This window comes from Escherichia sp. KTE172 (genome assembly GCF_000408845.1).
GTDB lineage: Bacteria > Pseudomonadota > Gammaproteobacteria > Enterobacterales > Enterobacteriaceae > Escherichia > Escherichia coli.
Window position 1 is genome coordinate 1,858,406 of the sequence record NZ_KE137316.1, and the last position, 18,252, is coordinate 1,876,657.

Consider the following 18,252-nt stretch of genomic DNA (forward strand, 5'->3'; position numbering starts at 1 on the left):
CCCGTGATCCCTTGACGGAACTAGCAAGCAAAAGCCTGGTTCCGCCGAATTATCGCTGCGGTAAATAACGCAGCGGGTTTACGGATTTCCCCTTGTAACGAATTTCAAAATGCAAGCGTGTTGAACTGGTTCCGGTGCTACCCATGGTTGCTATTTTTTGCCCCGCCTTCACTTCTTGTTGTTCCCGGACCAGCATTGTGTCGTTATGGGCGTAGGCACTCAGGTAATCATCATTATGTTTGATGATAATCAGATTACCGTAGCCGCGCAGCGCGTTACCGGCATAAACAACGCGGCCATCTGCGGTCGCGATAATTGCCTGTCCTTTGCTGCCTGCGATATCAATCCCCTTGTTGCCCCCCTCAGAAGCGCCAAAGGTTTCGATCACTTTGCCCTCAGTCGGCCAGCGCCAGGTGGAGATAGGCGTACTGGTTGATGTACTGCTGACAGTCGGCTCGGTTGTGCTTGCTGTTGGTACCGTTACAGGCGCTGTGACCGTGGTCGCAGTTGGCTTGTTGTTCGGCAACATTTTGTTAGCACTCTGTTCACCCGAAGACTCAGAATACGTAATTGTCGGTTGCGACGCAACAGCAACGGTGGAATTTTGTGCAGGCTTGATCACAACTCCTTGCTCTGCTGCGTCGGCCTGGGTAATGGCATTTCCGCCAGTGATTGGCGTACCGGAAGCATTACCCACCTGTAAGGTCTGACCGACGTTCAGCGCGTATGGTGCCTGAATATTGTTGCGCTGAGCAAGGTCACGGAAATCGTTGCCAGTAATCCAGGCGATATAGAAAAGTGTGTCGCCTTTTTTCACGGTATAGGTACTGCCGCTATAACTGCCTTTCGGAATGTTCCCATACTGACGGTTATAGACGATGCGTCCGTTTTCCATCTGTACCGGCTGCTGAGCTACTGGCTGTACTGGCTGGATTTGCGGTTGTTGAGTAGCCTGAATTTGTGGCTGCTGTACCGGCTGAATTTGCGGTTGCTGCGCTGTAGACGTCGTTCCCATTTTCGGCGGTGGCGTAATCAACATACCAGAATTGGTATTTGCAGGCGCATTGCCATTAACGGAGCTTACCGGTGCCGGTGGATTTGAAGTGTCAGAACAGCCTGCCAGCCATAGCGAAACCAGTGACAAAGCCGCAATGCGGCGAACGGTGAATTTTGGGCTTCCCGCGCTCATTTATCCCCCAGGAAAAATTGGTTAATAACCAGTGACATAATTACCGTGCAAGGCACCATACTGAACACTGGAAAAGATGTTCACGATACGCTGACCTGCGGCAAAATAACCAGGAAAAATCCAGGTATTTCCTCACGTTTTAAGCCAGCTCACCCTTCACTAAAGGGACAAAGCGCACGGCCTCCACGGTATCGATAATAAATTCGCCTCCCCGACGACGCACCCGTTTCAAATACTGGTGCTCCTCCCCTACGGGTAAGACGAGAATCCCGCCTTCGTCCAGCTGCGTCATTAGTGCAGTTGGAATTTCCGGCGGTGCCGCCGTAACAATGATAGCGTCAAACGGCGCACGTGCCTGCCAACCTTGCCATCCATCGCCATGACGGGTTGAAACATTATGTAAATCAAGATTTTTCAGGCGGCGACGCGCCTGCCACTGCAAACCTTTAATCCGTTCGACCGAGCAAACATGCTGGACAAGATGCGCCAGGATTGCCGTTTGATATCCCGAACCGGTGCCAATTTCCAGCACCCGCGACTGCGGCGTCAGCTCGAGTAATTCGGTCATTCGCGCCACCATATACGGCTGCGAAATTGTCTGCCCCTGACCTATCGGCAAGGCGATATTGTCCCAGGCTTTTTGTTCAAACGCTTCATCAACGAATTTTTCACGCGGCACGGCGGCAAGTGCATTCAGCACCTGCTCATCCTGAATACCTTGCGCACGTAATTGATCCAGAAGTGCTTGTACGCGTCTGCTTACCATTGCGTGCCAACTCCCACGCTGTTTAACCAGTCTGAAACCACATCTTGCGCGCTATGCGCAGTTAAATCCACATGCAGCGGCGTGATGGAGACATAGCCCTCATCTACCGCAGCAAAATCGGTCCCCGGACCGGCATCACATTTACCGCCCGGCGGGCCAATCCAGTACAGCGTATTGCCGCGCGGATCTTGCTGCGGGATCACCTTATCTGCCGGATGTCGTGTACCGCAGCGCGTCACGCGAATACCTTTGATTTGATCCAATGGTAAATCCGGAACGTTAATATTAAGAATACGTCCGGTGCGCAGCGGCTCTTTACACAGTGCGCGCAAAATTGAACAGGTTACCGCCGCGGCAGTGTCGTAATGTTTATGCCCGTCAAGCGAGACGGCCAGCGCCGGAAAACCTAAATGACGGCCTTCCATCGCGGCGGCTACCGTACCGGAATAAATAACATCATCCCCCAGATTCGGCCCGGCGTTAATGCCGGACACAACAATGTCCGGGCGCGGACGCATCAGAGCATTCACGCCAAGATAGACGCAATCGGTCGGGGTTCCCATTTGCACAGCAATATCACCATTTTCAAAGGTAAACGTGCGCAGGGAGGATTCCAGTGTCAGAGAATTTGAAGCGCCGCTGCGGTTACGATCGGGGGCGACCACCTGAACGTCAGCAAACTCACGCAAGGCTTTCGCCAGCGTTTGTATACCGGGTGCATGTACCCCGTCATCATTACTCAGCAATATGCGCATAATCACCTGTTGTGTTGATAAGTTCCCTGACAACGCTGGTTGCAAAACTACCCGCCGGAAGCCAGAAACGGATTTCTACGGTGACGTCATCCCACCAGTTCCAGCTTAATTGTTGCGGATACAGCAGCATCGCTCTGCGCGCGGCTTCAACTTTTTCGCGCACCAGTAAGGCTTGTAATTCAGTTTCTGCGGCGACAGCTGCTTGTTCGAATGCCAACGCTTCACGCTGAGTTCCCCATTCGCCACTGCCCGGCAATGCGGCGGTTATCATCAGCTCTTTATCGTTGACGCGACGCTGTAATTCCGCCAGTTCTTCGGTGGTTGCGACAAACCAGCTACCACGTCCGGCTAATTGTAGCGCATCGCCGTCAACAACTTGATTAACGTCTGCTTTTTTGAGGCGCTCAGCAACAATCTGATTAAACAACGCACTGCGGGCTGCCGACAACCAAAAACTCCGTTTATTGCGATCGCGCACCGGAGTATTGGTTTGCGCCCAGCGCAGCGCGCCCTGCAAGTTGCTACCGCCAATCCCGAAACGTTGGGCACCGAAGTAGTTCGGTACACCTTTTACGCAAATATCGATCAGACGTTGTTCAACGTCATCGCGATTGCTCACTTCGCGCAGAACCAGGGTAAAGGCGTTACCTTTCAGCGCCCCTAAACGCAGCTTGCGCTTGTGCCGCACATACTCCAGCACCTGGCAGCCTTCCAGTTGAAAGGCGCTCAGATCGGGCATTTCCTTGCCCGGCACGCGAGCACATAACCACTGTTCCGTTACAGCATGTTTGTCTTTTTGCCCAGCGAAGCTGACTTCACGGGCATGAATTTTCAGGAATTTCGCCAGTGCATCCGCCACAAAACGGGTATTGCAGCCGTTTTTGAGGATTCTAACCAGAATATGCTCACCTTCACCATCAGGCTCAAAGCCCAAATCTTCCACCACCACAAAGTCTTCCGGATTGGCTTTCAGCAACCCGGTGCCTTGCGGTTTACCGTGGAGGTAAGTGAGATTATCAAACTCAATCATTTTGTTGCCTTAATGAGTAGCGCCACCGCTTCACAGGCAATCCCTTCCCCACGTCCGGTAAATCCAAGTTTTTCCGTAGTAGTGGCTTTCACGTTAACATCATCCATATGGCAGCCGAGATCTTCGGCAATAAACACGCGCATTTGTGGTATGTGCGGCAACATCTTCGGTGCCTGAGCGATGATAGTGACATCGACGTTGCCCAGCGTATAACCCTTCGCCTGAATACGACGCCAGGCTTCGCGTAGCAGCTCGCGGCTGTCGGCACCTTTAAATGCCGGATCGGTATCCGGGAACAGCTTGCCGATATCCCCCAGCGCCGCCGCGCCAAGCAATGCATCGGTCAACGCATGGAGCGCCACGTCGCCATCAGAATGCGCCAGCAATCCTTTTTCGTAAGGAATGCGTACGCCACCAATGATAATTGGGCCTTCACCGCCAAAGGCGTGTACGTCAAAACCGTGTCCAATTCGCATTATGTATTCTCCTGATGGATGGTTCGGGTGAGGTAAAACTCGGCCAGTGCCAAATCTTCCGGGCGCGTGACTTTAATGTTATCCGCGCGGCCTTCGACCAACTGCGGATGAAATCCGCAATATTCCAGCGCCGAGGCTTCGTCGGTAATGGTAGCGCCTTCATTTAGAGCGCGCGTCAGGCAGTCATGTAACAGCTCACGAGGGAAAAATTGCGGCGTCAGCGCGTGCCATAAGCCGTTGCGATCAACGGTATGAGCAATAGCATTTTTGCCCGGTTCGGCACGTTTCATCGTATCGCGCACTGGTGCGGCGAGGATCCCCCCCGTGCGGCTGGTTTCGCTCAACGTCAACAATCGCGCGAGGTCATCCTGATGCAGACAAGGACGAGCGGCGTCATGCACCAATACCCACTGCGCGTCGCCAGCGGCTTTCAGACCTGCCAGCACCGAATCGGCACGCTCATCACCGCCATCTACAACGGTGATTTGCGGATGATTCGCCAGAGGAAGTTGTGCAAAACGGCTATCGCCAGGACTTATGGCAATGACGACACGTTTCACCCGGGGATGCGCCAGCAGCGCATGCACCGAGTGTTCAAGAATGGTTTGATTACCGATTGAGAGATATTGCTTAGGACATTCCGTTTGCATTCGACGGCCAAATCCGGCCGCCGGAACCACGGCGCAAACATCCAAATGAGTGGTTGCCATGTTAATTCCCGGGCTGATTTATCGATTGTTTTGCCCCGCAGACTGTGCGCGCTTCGACGCGTCAGGCACCAGACGATAAAAAGTTTCGCCCGGCCTGGTCATGCTGAGTTCATTACGCGCACGCTCTTCGAGCGCCTCCTGGCCGCCATTGAGATCGTCAATTTCGGCAAAAAGTTGATCGTTTCGCGCTTTAAGTTTCGCGTTTGTAGCTTGCTGTGCCGCCACATCATCATTGACGCGGGTATAGTCATGTATACCGTTCTTACCGAACCACAGCGAATACTGTAGCCAGACCAGAATAGCCAGCAACAGCAGCGTTAGTTTACCCATCCTGCCCCCTGAAAAACGGCATCATCATCCCATGCATCCGAAGACGACTCTACATCCTCTGTTGGGGATACCGCGACAACGCGGGCAAATGTACCACATTTGTCCATTGTTACGTATACCCAGGGCGTGCAGAACATAATCTCATTATTAGTTACGGTTTGAATTATGAACAGAGGAGACAAGAAAGTACAAATTAGCCCAGTAGCCACATAAACAGTGCGCCAAACATAATGCCTACTGTCATCAGGGTGAAAACAATACTGTAGCGTAGCTTTCCGTCCATCAATGAATGCAGCGCAATCCCCACCACTACTGCGACAGGCATCAGTGCCAGAAAGAAAGGCCAGGTGTAGATAAAGAAGAACAGCGTGTTAGAGCCATAAATCAACATCGGCATCGCCAGCGCAAATAACCAGGAGATAAAACCGACCACGGCACCAGGCAGTGACCATGTGGTTTCTTCATCCTCAGTAAGGCTGTCGTTATTTGTTAGTGTAATGTTATGGCTATTACGCATATTTGATCCTGTTACTTTGACGAACCGGGCATGGAAACCCGGTGGTGTCTCAGGATCTGATAATATCGTTCTGTCTCAACAGATCTAATAATTGCTGTACCAAATTTGTTACTAATTGTTCACCATTGAGATGAATTTCTGCCGATTCAGGCGCTTCGTAAACGGAATCTATTCCCGTAAAGTTGCGCAGTTCACCGGCACGCGCTTTCTTATATAAGCCTTTTGGATCGCGGGCTTCGCAAATCGCCAGCGGCGTATCGACAAATACTTCGATAAAGCGCCCTTCTCCTACGCGTTCACGAACCATCTGGCGTTCGGCGCGGTGTGGCGAGATGAATGCGGTCAGCACCACCAGTCCGGCTTCAACCATCAAATTCGCCACTTCACCGACGCGACGGATATTCTCTTTACGATCGGCATCGCTAAAACCGAGATCGCTGCATAATCCGTGGCGAACATTGTCGCCATCCAGCAGATACGTACTGACGCCGAGTTTATGTAACGCCTCCTCCAGCGCCCCGGCGACCGTTGATTTACCGGACCCGGAGAGGCCGGTAAACCACAGCACTACACCACGATGACCGTGGTGTAGCTCGCGTTGTTGTACAGTGACTGGATGGCTATGCCAGACGACGTTTTCGTCATGCAGCGCCATTATTTATCCCCCAGCAAATCGCGTGCGCCCCAGTGCGGAAAGTGGCGACGAACCAGGGCATTCAATTCCAGTTCAAATGCACTGAATTCAGATGGCGCAGCAGTTGCCTGGCTAACTGGCTCGTGCACCATACCGGCACCCACGGTCACATTGCTCAGGCGATCGATAAAAATCAGCCCACCGGTAACCGGATTTTGCTGATAACGATCTAACACCAGTGGCTCGTCAAAAGTGAGATCCACCAGGCCGATGCCGTTCAGCGGCAGGTTTTCAACTTCGCGTTGGGTAAGGTTATTAATATCAACCTGATAACGAATACCATCAACACGAGCACGCGTCTTCTTACCGGCAATTTTGATGTCATAACTCTGGCCCGCGGAAAGCGGCTGTTCCGCCATCCATACCACATCCACCGACGCGCTCTGCACAGCCGGTAACGCTTCGTCTGCCGCCAGCAGCAGATCGCCACGGCTGATGTCGATCTCATCCGTCAGCACTAGGGTGATCGCTTCTCCGGCAAAGGCTTCTTCGCGATCGCCATCAAAAGTCACGATCCGCGCGACGTTTGATTCCACACCAGAGGGCAGCACTTTGACACGTTGCCCGACTTCCACTCGACCGGATGCCAGCGTTCCGGCGTAGCCACGAAAATCGAGATTCGGGCGATTAACGTACTGCACCGGGAAGCGCATTGGCTGGGCATCCACCACTCGCTGGATCTCCACGGTTTCCAGCACTTCGAGCAGTGTCGGACCGCTGTACCACGGCATACTTTCACTTTGCGAAGCCACGTTGTCGCCTTCCAGTGCAGAGAGCGGCACAAAGCGGATATCCAGATTACCCGGCAGCTGCCCGGCAAACGTCAGATAATCTTCGCGAATACGGGTGAACGTCTCTTCACTGTAACCCACCAGATCCATTTTGTTGATCGCCACGACCAGATGTTTGATCCCCAACAGTGTGGAGATAAAACTGTGACGACGGGTTTGATCGAGCACGCCTTTACGGGCATCGATCAGTAAGATCGCCAGTTCACATGTCGATGCGCCAGTCGCCATATTGCGAGTGTACTGCTCGTGCCCTGGGGTATCGGCGATAATAAATTTACGCTTCTCGGTAGAGAAATAACGGTAAGCCACGTCAATGGTGATGCCCTGTTCGCGCTCAGCTTGCAGGCCGTCCACCAGCAGAGCCAGATCCAGCTTTTCGCCCTGGGTGCCGTGACGCTTACTGTCGTTATGCAGCGATGAGAGCTGATCTTCGTAGATTTGGCGGGTATCGTGCAGCAGACGACCAATCAGGGTACTTTTTCCGTCATCGACGCTACCACAAGTCAGAAAACGCAGCAGGCTTTTATGTTGTTGCGCAATCATCCAGGCTTCGACGCCGCCTTCATTGGCGATTTGTTGTGCAAGTGCGGTGTTCATCTTAAAAATACCCCTGACGTTTTTTCAACTCCATGGATCCCGCCTGGTCGCGGTCAATCACGCGACCCTGACGTTCACTGGTGGTGGAAACCAGCATCTCTTCGATGATTTCCGGCAGTGTTTGTGCATTTGACTCCACCGCACCGGTCAGCGGCCAGCAGCCCAGCGTACGGAAACGCACCATCCGTTTTTTAATCACTTCTCCCGGTTGCAGGTCGATACGGTTGTCATCAATCATCATCAACATACCGTCGCGTTCCAGAACCGGTCGTTCCGCAGCGAGATACAGTGGAACAATGTCAATATTTTCCAGCCAGATGTATTGCCAGATATCCTGCTCGGTCCAGTTAGAGAGCGGGAAGACGCGGATGCTTTCGCCTTTGTTAATTTGCCCGTTGTAGTTGTGCCACAGCTCCGGGCGCTGATTTTTCGGATCCCAGCGATGGAAGCGGTCACGGAAAGAGTAGATTCGCTCTTTAGCGCGGGATTTCTCTTCGTCGCGGCGCGCACCACCGAAGGCGGCATCAAAACCGTATTTGTTCAGCGCCTGTTTCAGGCCTTCAGTTTTCATAATATCGGTATGTTTCGCGCTGCCATGAACGAATGGATTAATCCCCATCGCTACGCCTTCCGGGTTTTTATGCACCAGCAGCTCGCAGCCGTAGGCTTTAGCCGTACGATCGCGGAACTCATACATCTCGCGGAATTTCCAGCCGGTATCGACATGCAGCAACGGGAAAGGCAGCGTACCTGGATAAAACGCCTTGCGCGCCAGATGCAGCATGACGCTGGAATCTTTACCGATAGAGTAGAGCATCACCGGATTTGAGAATTCTGCCGCCACCTCGCGAATAATGTGGATGCTTTCCGCCTCCAGTTGCCGCAGGTGAGTAAGTCGTTTTTGATCCATAACCGTTCCTTTGCAATACCGCTATTTTCTTGCCATCAGATGTTTCGACTATAGGGAGCGCAGGAGAACGAATGAAATTACCAATTAGAATGAGTAGTTCCTTAACGGAATAACGATTTGGCAAAGCTAATATCAAAAAGTGCTTAAGGCACCGGATTTCGGGCGTTTAGGAAGATTTGAAATTGTTTTAGCGCATCGGCAGTTTCATACTATGGCGGTAAAAAAATTTGCATGGTATTTAAGGACTCACTATGTTTTCCGCATTGCGCCACCGTACCGCTGCCCTGGCGCTCGGCGTATGCTTTATTCTCCCCGTACACGCCTCGTCATCTAAACCTGGCGATTTTGCTAATACTCAGGCACGACATATTGCTACTTTCTTTCCGGGACGCATGACCGGAACTCCAGCAGAAATGTTATCTGCCGATTATATTCGCCAACAGTTTCAGCAAATGGGTTATCGCAGTGATATTCGGACATTTAATAGTCGGTATATTTATACCGCCCGCGATAATCGCAAGAGCTGGCATAACGTGACGGGAAGTACGGTGATTGCCGCTCATGAAGGCAAAGCGCCGCAGCAGATCATCATTATGGCGCATCTGGATACTTACGCCCCGCTGAGCGATGCTGACGCCGATGCCAATCTCGGCGGGCTGACGTTACAAGGAATGGATGATAACGCCGCAGGTTTAGGGAAGGTGCGAATAAGCGGGGAAATTCTTCTCGGCTGACTCAGTCATTTCATTTCTTCATGTTTGAGCCGATTTTTTCTCCCGTAAATGCCTTGAATCAGCCTATTTAGACCGTTTCTTCGCCATTTAAGGCGTTATCCCCAGTTTTTAGTGAGATCTCTCCCACTGACGTATCATTTGGTCCGCCCGAAACAGGTTGGCCAGCGTGAATAACATCGCCAGTTGGTTATCGTTTTTCAGCAACCCCTTGTATCTGGCTTTCACGAAGCCGAACTGTCGCTTGATGATGCGAAATGGGTGCTCCACCTTGGCCCGGATGCTGGCTTTCATGGATTCGATGTTGATGGCCGTTTTGTTCTTGCGTGGATGCTGTTTCAAGGTTCTTACCTTGCCGGGGCGCTCGGCGATCAGCCAGTCCACATCCACCTCGGCCAGCTCCTCGCGCTGTGGCGCCCCTTGGTAGCCGGCATCGGCTGAGACAAATTGCTCCTCTCCATGCAGCAGATTACCCAGCTGATTGAGGTCATGCTCGTTGGCCGCGGTGGTGACCAGGCTGTGGGTCAGGCCACTCTTGGCATCGACACCAATGTGGGCCTTCATGCCAAAGTGCCACTGATTGCCTTTCTTGGTCTGATGCATCTCCGGATCGCGTTGCTGCTCTTTGTTCTTGGTCGAGCTGGGTGCCTCAATGATGGTGGCATCGACCAAGGTGCCTTGAGTCATCATGACGCCTGCTTCGGCCAGCCAGCGATTGATGGTCTTGAACAATTGGCGGGCCAGTTGATGCTGCTCCAGCAGGTGGCGGAAATTCATGATGGTGGTGCGGTCAGGCAAGGCGCTATCCAGGGATAACCGGGCAAACAGACGCATGGAGGCGATTTCGTACAGAGCATCTTCCATCGCGCCATCGCTCAGGTTGTACCAATGCTGCATGCAGTGAATGCGTAGCATGGTTTCCAGCGGATAAGGTCGCCGGCCATTACCAGCCTTGGGGTAAAACGGCTCGATGACTTCCACCATGTTTTGCCATGGCAGAATCTGCTCCATGCGGGACAAGAAAATCTCTTTTCTGGTCTGACGGCGCTTACTGCTGAATTCACTGTCGGCGAAGGTAAGTTGATGACTCATGATGAACCCTGTTCCATGGCTCCAGATGACAAACATGATCTCATATCAGGGACTTGTTCGCACCTTCCTTAGGTGTCATGCTGGAATTGGCAGAACGCCTGAAAAATACGCCTACCGAGTATGGTATTCGATTTGTGGCGACCAGTGGTGAAGAGGAAGGGAAATTAGGTGCTGAGAATTTACTCAAGCGGATGAGTGACACCGAAAAGAAAAATACGCTGCTGGTGATTAATCTCGATAACTTAATTGTTGGCGATAAATTGTATTTCAACAGCGGCGTAAAAACCCCTGAAGCAGTAAGGAAATTAACGCGCGACAGGGCGCTGGCAATTGCGCGTAGTCATGGAATTGCCGCAACGACCAATCCGGGTTTGAATAAAAATTATCCGAAGGGTACTGGCTGTTGTAATGACGCCGAAGTTTTCGACAAAGCCGGTATTGCCGTACTTTCGGTAGAAGCAACAAATTGGAATCTTGGGAATAAGGATGGTTATCAGCAACGCGCAAAAACAGCTGCATTCCCTGCGGGAAATAGCTGGCATGACGTAAGACTGGATAATCAACAACATATTGATAAGGCACTTCCAGGAAGAATAGAACGTCGCTGCCGTGATGTTATGCGGATAATGCTACCGCTGGTGAAGGAGCTGGCGAAGGCGTCTTGATGGGTTTGAAAATAGGAGCTGGGAGTTCTACCGCAGGGGCGGGGAACTCCAAGTGATGTCCATCATCGCATCCAGTGCGTCCGGTTTATCCCCGCTGACGCGGGGAACACACATGAATGTCGGTTCAGACCGTGTTTTTACCCGGTTTATCCCCGCTGGCGCGGGGAACACTGCCTCGGCGGCGGCTCTGCGCAACCGCGAAACGGTTTATCCCCGCTGGCGCGGGGAACACGTTAAACCGTGATGATCAGCAAAAGCTATTTCCGGTTTATCTCCGCTGACGCGGGGAACACGTCAATAGGCGGCGTCCCGTAGCCGTCCCCTTCGGTTTATCCCCGCTGGCGCGGGGAACACTTGAAATGGTCCAGCACTGCGACCGTCGGCCCCGGTTTATCCCCGCTGGCGCGGGGAACACGCTGGTGGCGCGGGCAAACGGAACAATCCCGCCGGTTTATCCCCGCTGGCGCGGGGAACACGCTAACCTATAACACGGAAAATCACACGCTAACGGTTTATCCCCGCTGGCGCGGGGAACACGGCCATTCCCCCAAGCAGACGCAGGAAGTTAACGGTTTATCCCCGCTGGCGCGGGGAACACCTGGATTTCACCTCAGCAAATGCTGGATGTGGCGGTTTATCCCCGCTGGCGCGGGGAACACCACCCCTGATATTTTTGCCACCGTGGTTACTCCGGTTTATCCCCGCTGGCGCGGGGAACACAGAAATCAAACTCAGCGTGCAAATGGGGTAGCCGGTTTATCCCCGCTGGCGCGGGGAACACTTGCGTTATTTCTATCTGGTGAGTCGCGGCACCGGTTTATCCCCGCTGGCGCGGGGAACACGTATTTTTTATCGTCGCATGAGTCGCGGTAACCGGTTTATCCCCGCTGGCGCGGGGAACACTTCTGCCGCGCCAGCAAACGTATCGGCGGTCACGGTTTATCCCCGCTGGCGCGGGGAACACCCCAGGCCAAGCATTATATCCTGTGCGTCGTTCGGTTTATCCCCGCTGGCGCGGGGAACACCCAGTTTCATATGAGCCGCCGCGCTGGATCATCGGTTTATCCCCGCTGGCGCGGGGAACACACTAAGCATACATAACTGTTTTTAAACAAATTTATTCCGCATCAACAATCTACCAACTAAATTAAAACATTTCCTTATTTTTAAAGAACAGATAACTTATTGATTATCAACAGGAAGAAAAGAAACCAAACGCACCCCATCCAAATCCACCGGAATACGTCTATTTTCACCCCAGGTCTGAAATTCAAAACCCGACTCGGTATTGGTCGCCCAGGCCATTACCACATTTCCGCAACCTGCCAGTTGAGAGATTTGCTGCCAGATCATCTCCCGAATACGTTTGGACGTATCTCCGACATAAACACCGGCACGCACTTCCAGGAGCCAGATCGCGAGCCGTCCACGTAAGCGCGGAGGGACATTTTCTGTAACAACGACGACCATACTCATCCGCCGCGTCCCCGGTGACCGCTATCGCCCAGCGTTTCAGGTTCAGGGATGGCAGGCGGTAACATATCCGGCGCGGGTTGTGGTGGTTCAATTTCACCTGCGGCAAGCACTTCCTCGATTAACGGAATTAATTTGCCCGTTAACTTACTGCTACGGAAAATATCACGACAGGCCAACCTGACTTCTTTATCTGGTTCTGCGGGTTGCCTCGCTGCTATTTCAAATGCCTTTGGCACAACCGAATCAAATTTAATGATATCGGCTATGTCATAAACAAATGAAAGCGGTTTGCCACTATGGATAAATCCAATAGCGGGCGCTTATCCCGCGGCTAATACTGCCGCTTCAGAAATACCGTACAGACATGATGTGGCAGCACTGATGCAGCGATTCACAACATCGCCTTTTTCCCAGTCTTTAGGATCGTATTTGCGACCATTCCATTTCACACCATATTGTTTCGCCAGTAATGCATACGTCTGGCGAACGCGGGATCCCTCAATTCCACGTAGCTGCTCCACTGAACGGCGAGCTGGCGGTGGCTCACGAAAACGTAATTCATACATTTTGCGCACCACCTTCAGACGTAGATCTTCCGTTAAAGCCAGCTTTGCCTGGTAGAGTAACTTATCAGCACGCGCCCCACCGGGTTGTCCGGAAGAGTAGACGCGAACACCCGCTTCACCGACCCAGACCAGTAGCGTCCCCACCGTGGCGGCCAGATGCACCGCCGCGTGGGAAACTCTCGTTCCCGGTTCGAGCATAATGCAGGCGACCGATCCCACCGGAATGTGCGTGCGGATCCCGGTTTTGTCGATCAGCACGAAAGCGCCGTCCAGTACGTCGATTTGACCGTACTGGAGGAAGATCATAGAGGTGCGATCTTTTAACGGGATCGGACTCAGTGGTACAAACGTCACGCCTCTGCTCCGGGTTTGATCAGCATCAGACCACAGCCGAACGCGCGGCTTTTGCCATACCCCTGGCTCAGACGTTGCAGAAATAACCCGGGATCGGTGACCGTAAGCATCCCCGTATAATCCACGCTACTGAACTGGATCAGTTGCCGGGAGTTTTCCCGCCACAGTTGCTGTTGTCGGTAGGCATCAACCGAGGTATCCAGCAGTGTAAAACCGCTTCTCTCCCCCTGCGCTGCCAGCCAGTCCAGCGCCGCCTGTTGTTGATGCAACCAGACATCACTTCCTTCCGCCTGCCCCCTCACCTGCCGTTTCGCCTCCATCAGCAGATCGTGGCGCTTGCCCGCTTTACAGATTGTTGGATTCGCCCGCAGGTTGAAACAAAGTTGTTGTCCGGTACGCAGCTCGGGCACAAATGACCGGCATTCGATGGTGAACGTTTCACTTTCTGCCGGGCGTTCCTGCGACAGTACAAAAAAGCGAAACGCGCCCTGGAGTTCTTCCCGACGATAAAGAAATTGCCTTTCTTTGCCGCCAGGGAAGAGATCCCACAGCCACTGATGCATCACATATTCCCCGCGATCCACCAGATGCAGCAACTGCGCAGGCGAAAGCTGGCCGGTATGTAAGGTTATTCTTGAGAGGTACATGGTTCCTCCTTGCTGAGCCACGGCCCCTGATTGACGGTGCGTTCCCCAAACAACCATTGCTGACGATTTAAAGGAACATCCCGGCGGCGCAATATTTTGCTCGCGACCAGGCCGTCGTGCTCCCCTTCCCACCAGCATTCATCCTGAAGTTTCGGGAGTGCGATTTTCAGGTCGTGGAAATGCTCCTGATACTGGTGATATGCGTTACGTAAAACATCAGACGCGTTGCCTTCAAGCAGTAACGGCGCAAGTGGTAATGCCAGCGGATGACTTTTTCGCCCCAGATAAAGCGGAAAAACTGGATGGCGTAAACCGCCCTGCAACTGTTCGAGGCTGTAAGGCGCATCGGCTGTTGTTGCCACCGCCACCATCCACCAGGCGTCGGTGTAGTAGTCGCGCCGGGAGATAATCGCGCTCAGAAGATCAGGGTCGCTCAACTCTTCGCGACGGCTGAAATAACGCGCTTTACGCACCTCTTTTGGCATCTGGATTGTGTGATAATCCCGTGCCCAGCGCGGGTTACGGCTGGCGCAAACCACCAGTGAATAGTGGCGGTTAAACACGTTTAATCGTTCGGTATCATCACGCCGAATCCCTACCCCGGCAGCCAGCAGCCCCAGCAATGCTGAGCGCGAAGGCAGTTCATGGGTATGACGCACTTCGCCGGGGGCATCGACGCCCCAGGATGCCATTGGCCCATGAAGCTGAAAAATCAAATATTGGCTCATTAGCCGCCCCTTACGCGCAGATAAAGTCCAGCACGTCCTTCATGCTTCCCTGTTTGTTCATCACGTCAAAGCTTGCGCATTCGGTCTTCTGTTCATAGACCGTATTCATATTTTCGCGAAGCGTTGTAATACGCTGCACCGCCACATCTAACTGCCGGGTGCCATTAATGGGTTCATAGAAAGCCGCCGCCAGAGAGCGTGGTTGTTCAGTGCCTTTTTCTGCCAGCGCCCAGGAGGCGTAGGCACGGCTGGCAAAGCTGTTCTGTTTGCCGGTTGGGGAGACTTTAAGTGCGGCTTCCGTAAAGGCGCGCAAGGTCTGATTAGCTAACGCTTCGTCACCGCCGAGGTTTTCGACCAGCAGATCTTTATCGATGCAGATATAGGTGTAGAACAGCGCAGAACCGAATCCGGTTTCACCAAGATGCCCGGCACCGGCATCTTCAGAAGCCTGGCGCAAATCATCAACGGCGGTGAAAAAATCATCTTCGACAATCGTTTCACTGACACCAAATGCATGCGCGACCTGGCAGGCGGCTTCAACATTAAATTCGGGTTTATTCGCCAGCATACGACCAAACATAGCGATATCTACCGCCATGCGATCTTTACGTAACAAAGCGAGATCTTCCTCTTTTGGCGCGCGCTTTTCTTCGGCCAGTTGATGGGCCAGCGCTTTTACGGCGTCAAATTCTGCCGGGCTGATATGGACTAGCTGTTCAGTTTCGGCGTTAGTGAGCGGATCTTTTGGTTTTTTGTCGTTTTTAGCTTTCCCAAGATAATCCGCAATTTTTGCCGCCCATTCGATGGCTTTTTTCTCTTCGATGCCTTTCTCAATCAGGATAGTTGCCGCCTCACGCGCAATACGCCCACTGCGAATACCAATATGGCCCGCCAGTGCCTGTTCAAAAAGTGCAGAAGTGCGCCACGCACGTTTCAGACTTTGTGAGGAAACGCGCAGACGCGTTGCTCCACCCAGTACCACAGTTTTTGGCGCACCGGTGTCATCACGGTTAAGGTTGGCAGCAGGGTAAGCGGTTAACAAATGAAGCTGAATAAATGTCGTCATGAGATAGTCCTTTATTAATTTTGTTCGTTATCGGCGTCGCCAGCCTGGTAATATTCCAGCGCCCAGCGGATACGGATAAATTCTGTTGGCCGCTGCTGGCGGCGGTGATGATTGAGCAGGTCGTCGCTCTCCTGGCACCAGCGGAAAATATCTTCTGCCAAAGAGATAAGATTGACGGAACCATTTAATAATTTGACCGCGCGACGTAACTGACGCAGTAAATCATCAGGCGTTTTTACTGCCGACAGGCGAGTAAAACGCCCCTCCGACATTACCGCCGCCAGCTGCGCGGCAAAAGGCTGCCGTTCATCAATAGCTTTAACATTGGCGCTAACTGCGGCGACCAGCGCCAGTGCGGTAAAACGCCACTCTTGTGCTTCAATTTTCCACAAAGTGTGGGTCTGCATCAGCAGAGAACGAAACCCTTCTGACAGACAAACATCATTAACCGTTGTGCTACGCCGCAGACTGGCACGATTGCCGCGTTTTTCCTGCAACTCTTCGTGCCATTTACGCAGCGTGGCTTTGTGCTCCTCTTTTACAATACTCATTCAGCAGCCTCCTGCTTTTTCTCCCTGGCGGCTTTAGCATTTTGCTTCTCCGCCGATGTTGTAAAATATTTCTTGCGCGCGGGCATGACGCGTTTCAAATCAACGGGCTCATATGGATTGGTGAAGACACGCTCGTCAAAATCCTGACGCGCGAATAACCAAATTTCCTTTTGCCATTTGCTGAGTAATTCATCCGCATCCTGACCTTCTTCAATGTGGCGCACTAACCTCAGGAAGCGATGCTGAGTTTTGTTCCAGAAGTCGATATCCACAAAACTGAAATCACCCCGTGCACCTTTTGGATCGGAGAACCACGCTTCTTTCAATGCACTCCGTAACAGACTCAGAATCCGTGAAGCCGTTTGCGCAGCCAGCCGCAGCTTCGGTATCTGGCCTTCTTTTTTATCGAGCAGCAGCGGAAAATGGTGTTCGTACCAACAGCGCGCTTTCATGTTGTCAAAATCATAACCAAATCCCCACAGGCCCACTTTTGCCTGCTTGAGACTGCTGGCATTAAAGAGTTTCACCACCAGCGCGGGAAGTTCCGTATTGTTTTCTGATTTACCCGTTTCGATAAGGCCTAACCAGTCGCGCCAGATTAAACCGCCTGGTTGTGGTTTGACCGAGTAAAACTCGCCGCCCTCTTTAAGGGGTACACGGTAAGGCGTTAAGGGATGCTGCCACATGGCATAATTCGCGCCGTAATTTTTGGTCGTCATCAGGCTCAGGAGCGCGTCGTTCTGCTCGCCGCAAATATCGCAGTTGCCGACTGTCGTGGTATTAAAATCAATACGAATACGCCGCGGCATTCCCCAGTACGCCTGGAGTTTATTAACCTGATCATCGGTTACCACCGCACCGGCCAGTTCGCTGGTACGCGTCGGGCCAAGCCAGGGGAAAACCAGATCGTCAAATTTTTTGGGTAGCGGTAAGTCGGCTTCGTCCTGCGGCATCACATTGAGCCACAGTTTGCGCCACAAGGGCGTTTGTTGATTGCCCTGATATTCCTGTAATTCAATCAGAGTGGTCATCGGCCCACCGCCGCGTAAACCGGTGCGGTAGCCTTTACCACCTGACGGCGCATTTAACTGTAGGGAGAACAGAGCTAACGCAGAACAATGTGGGCACAGGTATTCCGTTACACCACGCTTGATAAAGTGGTCTTTATTAAACTTCGTTGTTTGAGCGCCGGGAATCTCAGGCAGTAGCGAAGCGACCTGAACTTTATCTCCTGTGAGCGCCTCGAAATCCTGCATAAATGAAGGGGAATCTGGCCCAAACTGGAAAGCGTGTTCTAAGGACAGCAATGCTTCCCGTAGCTTTTCAGATTCCAGTCCGTCTTCCCAGATATCATCCCAACGACGATGATCTTTTGGCGCAAAGCTGGTTTGTAGTAGCCCCAGCAAAAACTGCCATGCCGCTCCCTGGAGATCTGCCCGTGGCGCAGCAATATCGACAACATTTTCATCCGCCAGATCGACAGGCGCCAGTTTGCCTGTCGTTCCGTCTTTATAACGAACGGGCAACCACGGGGTTGTCAGAAGTGAAAACGAGTTCATACGCATCCTCTCGTAAAAAAGACCATCCTAGGTCGGTTGTCCATCATTCCAT

18 protein-coding genes, 3 pseudogenes and 1 CRISPR repeat array are annotated in these 18,252 nt (G+C 52.6%); of the genes and pseudogenes, 2 read left to right on the forward strand and 19 right to left on the reverse strand.

What is annotated here, in order from left to right:
• Positions 1-49: 49 nt before the first annotated feature.
• From nlpD to cysD, 11 genes are all read right to left on the reverse strand, one after another.
• On the reverse strand, positions 50-1,189 hold the full coding sequence (gene nlpD, locus G434_RS14875) for a murein hydrolase activator NlpD (RefSeq protein WP_001272592.1): 1,140 nt from the start codon (positions 1,187-1,189) through the stop codon (positions 50-52).
• A 139-nt stretch (positions 1,190-1,328) separates the two neighbouring features.
• Positions 1,329-1,955 carry a protein-L-isoaspartate O-methyltransferase gene (gene pcm / locus G434_RS14870; RefSeq protein ID WP_000254708.1) on the reverse strand — a complete coding sequence of 209 codons (627 nt, stop codon included), beginning with the start codon at positions 1,953-1,955 and terminating at the stop codon, positions 1,329-1,331.
• On the reverse strand, positions 1,949-2,710 hold the full coding sequence (surE, locus tag G434_RS14865; protein WP_001305779.1) for a 5'/3'-nucleotidase SurE: 762 nt from the start codon (positions 2,708-2,710) through the stop codon (positions 1,949-1,951). The genes pcm and surE overlap by 7 nt, the downstream gene beginning before the upstream one ends.
• Positions 2,691-3,740 (reverse strand): tRNA pseudouridine(13) synthase TruD, encoded by a 1,050-nt coding sequence (gene truD / locus G434_RS14860; RefSeq protein WP_000568953.1) that lies wholly within the window; start codon positions 3,738-3,740, stop codon positions 2,691-2,693. Before truD ends, surE begins: the two co-directional genes overlap by 20 nt.
• Entirely contained in the window at positions 3,737-4,216 is a 480-nt protein-coding gene (gene ispF / locus G434_RS14855; RefSeq protein WP_001219242.1) for a 2-C-methyl-D-erythritol 2,4-cyclodiphosphate synthase, read from the reverse strand. The genes truD and ispF overlap by 4 nt, the downstream gene beginning before the upstream one ends.
• A complete protein-coding gene (ispD, locus tag G434_RS14850) occupies positions 4,216-4,926 on the reverse strand; it encodes a 2-C-methyl-D-erythritol 4-phosphate cytidylyltransferase (RefSeq protein ID WP_000246141.1) in 711 nt (236 codons plus the stop codon). The genes ispF and ispD overlap by 1 nt, the downstream gene beginning before the upstream one ends.
• Before the next feature lie 18 nt (positions 4,927-4,944).
• On the reverse strand, positions 4,945-5,256 hold the full coding sequence (ftsB, locus tag G434_RS14845) for a cell division protein FtsB (protein WP_000517476.1): 312 nt from the start codon (positions 5,254-5,256) through the stop codon (positions 4,945-4,947).
• Positions 5,257-5,449: 193 nt separating this feature from the next.
• Positions 5,450-5,773, reverse strand: coding sequence for a DUF3561 family protein (locus tag G434_RS14840; protein ID WP_001246103.1), 324 nt, complete (start codon positions 5,771-5,773; stop codon positions 5,450-5,452).
• A gap of 49 nt (positions 5,774-5,822) precedes the next feature.
• Positions 5,823-6,428 (reverse strand): adenylyl-sulfate kinase, encoded by a 606-nt coding sequence (gene cysC, locus G434_RS14835; RefSeq protein WP_001173673.1) that lies wholly within the window; start codon positions 6,426-6,428, stop codon positions 5,823-5,825.
• Positions 6,428-7,855 carry a sulfate adenylyltransferase subunit CysN gene (gene cysN, locus G434_RS14830; protein WP_001090392.1) on the reverse strand — a complete coding sequence of 476 codons (1,428 nt, stop codon included), beginning with the start codon at positions 7,853-7,855 and terminating at the stop codon, positions 6,428-6,430. Before cysN ends, cysC begins: the two co-directional genes overlap by 1 nt.
• Position 7,856: 1 nt before the next feature.
• On the reverse strand, positions 7,857-8,765 hold the full coding sequence (gene cysD, locus G434_RS14825) for a sulfate adenylyltransferase subunit CysD (RefSeq protein WP_000372392.1): 909 nt from the start codon (positions 8,763-8,765) through the stop codon (positions 7,857-7,859).
• A gap of 251 nt (positions 8,766-9,016) precedes the next feature.
• Between cysD and iap (G434_RS14820) the strand changes: the two are divergent.
• Positions 9,017-9,463: pseudogene (gene iap / locus G434_RS14820) on the forward strand (alkaline phosphatase isozyme conversion aminopeptidase); the annotation flags it as partial.
• A gap of 144 nt (positions 9,464-9,607) precedes the next feature.
• Here iap (G434_RS14820) and G434_RS14815 read toward each other — a convergent pair.
• Positions 9,608-10,588: an IS5-like element IS5 family transposase gene (locus G434_RS14815; RefSeq protein ID WP_000019400.1), complete on the reverse strand. Its 981-nt coding sequence runs from the start codon at positions 10,586-10,588 to the stop codon at positions 9,608-9,610.
• A 59-nt stretch (positions 10,589-10,647) separates the two neighbouring features.
• Between G434_RS14815 and iap (G434_RS14810) the strand changes: the two are divergent.
• Positions 10,648-11,253 (forward strand): annotated as a pseudogene (gene iap / locus G434_RS14810) (alkaline phosphatase isozyme conversion aminopeptidase); the annotation flags it as partial.
• Between the two features lie 81 nt (positions 11,254-11,334).
• A CRISPR array of direct repeats spans positions 11,335-12,339; the repeat unit is 29 nt; unit sequence CGGTTTATCCCCGCTGGCGCGGGGAACAC.
• A 96-nt stretch (positions 12,340-12,435) separates the two neighbouring features.
• Here the strand turns inward: iap (G434_RS14810) and cas2e are convergent.
• The 7 genes and pseudogenes from cas2e to casA all read right to left on the reverse strand — a co-directional run bounded on the left by cas2e (position 12,436) and on the right by casA (position 18,200).
• Positions 12,436-12,729, reverse strand: a complete 294-nt coding sequence (gene cas2e / locus G434_RS14805) for a type I-E CRISPR-associated endoribonuclease Cas2e (RefSeq protein WP_000063172.1) — start codon at positions 12,727-12,729, stop codon at positions 12,436-12,438.
• Positions 12,726-13,649, reverse strand: a pseudogene (cas1e, locus tag G434_RS0125210) (type I-E CRISPR-associated endonuclease Cas1e). The gene cas2e and the pseudogene cas1e overlap by 4 nt, the downstream one beginning before the upstream one ends.
• Complete coding sequence (cas6e, locus tag G434_RS14800; RefSeq protein WP_000281464.1) at positions 13,646-14,296, reverse strand: type I-E CRISPR-associated protein Cas6/Cse3/CasE; 651 nt, start codon at positions 14,294-14,296, stop codon at positions 13,646-13,648. Before cas6e ends, cas1e begins: the two are co-directional and overlap by 4 nt.
• Entirely contained in the window at positions 14,278-15,024 is a 747-nt protein-coding gene (gene cas5e / locus G434_RS14795) for a type I-E CRISPR-associated protein Cas5/CasD (RefSeq protein ID WP_000085079.1), read from the reverse strand. The genes cas6e and cas5e overlap by 19 nt, the downstream gene beginning before the upstream one ends.
• Positions 15,025-15,034: 10 nt before the next feature.
• Positions 15,035-16,090 (reverse strand): type I-E CRISPR-associated protein Cas7/Cse4/CasC, encoded by a 1,056-nt coding sequence (gene cas7e / locus G434_RS14790; RefSeq protein WP_000206445.1) that lies wholly within the window; start codon positions 16,088-16,090, stop codon positions 15,035-15,037.
• Between the two features lie 14 nt (positions 16,091-16,104).
• Positions 16,105-16,641, reverse strand: coding sequence for a type I-E CRISPR-associated protein Cse2/CasB (gene casB, locus G434_RS14785; protein ID WP_000029331.1), 537 nt, complete (start codon positions 16,639-16,641; stop codon positions 16,105-16,107).
• Positions 16,638-18,200, reverse strand: a complete 1,563-nt coding sequence (gene casA / locus G434_RS14780) for a type I-E CRISPR-associated protein Cse1/CasA (RefSeq protein WP_016239065.1) — start codon at positions 18,198-18,200, stop codon at positions 16,638-16,640. Before casA ends, casB begins: the two co-directional genes overlap by 4 nt.
• Positions 18,201-18,252: the final 52 nt, after the last annotated feature.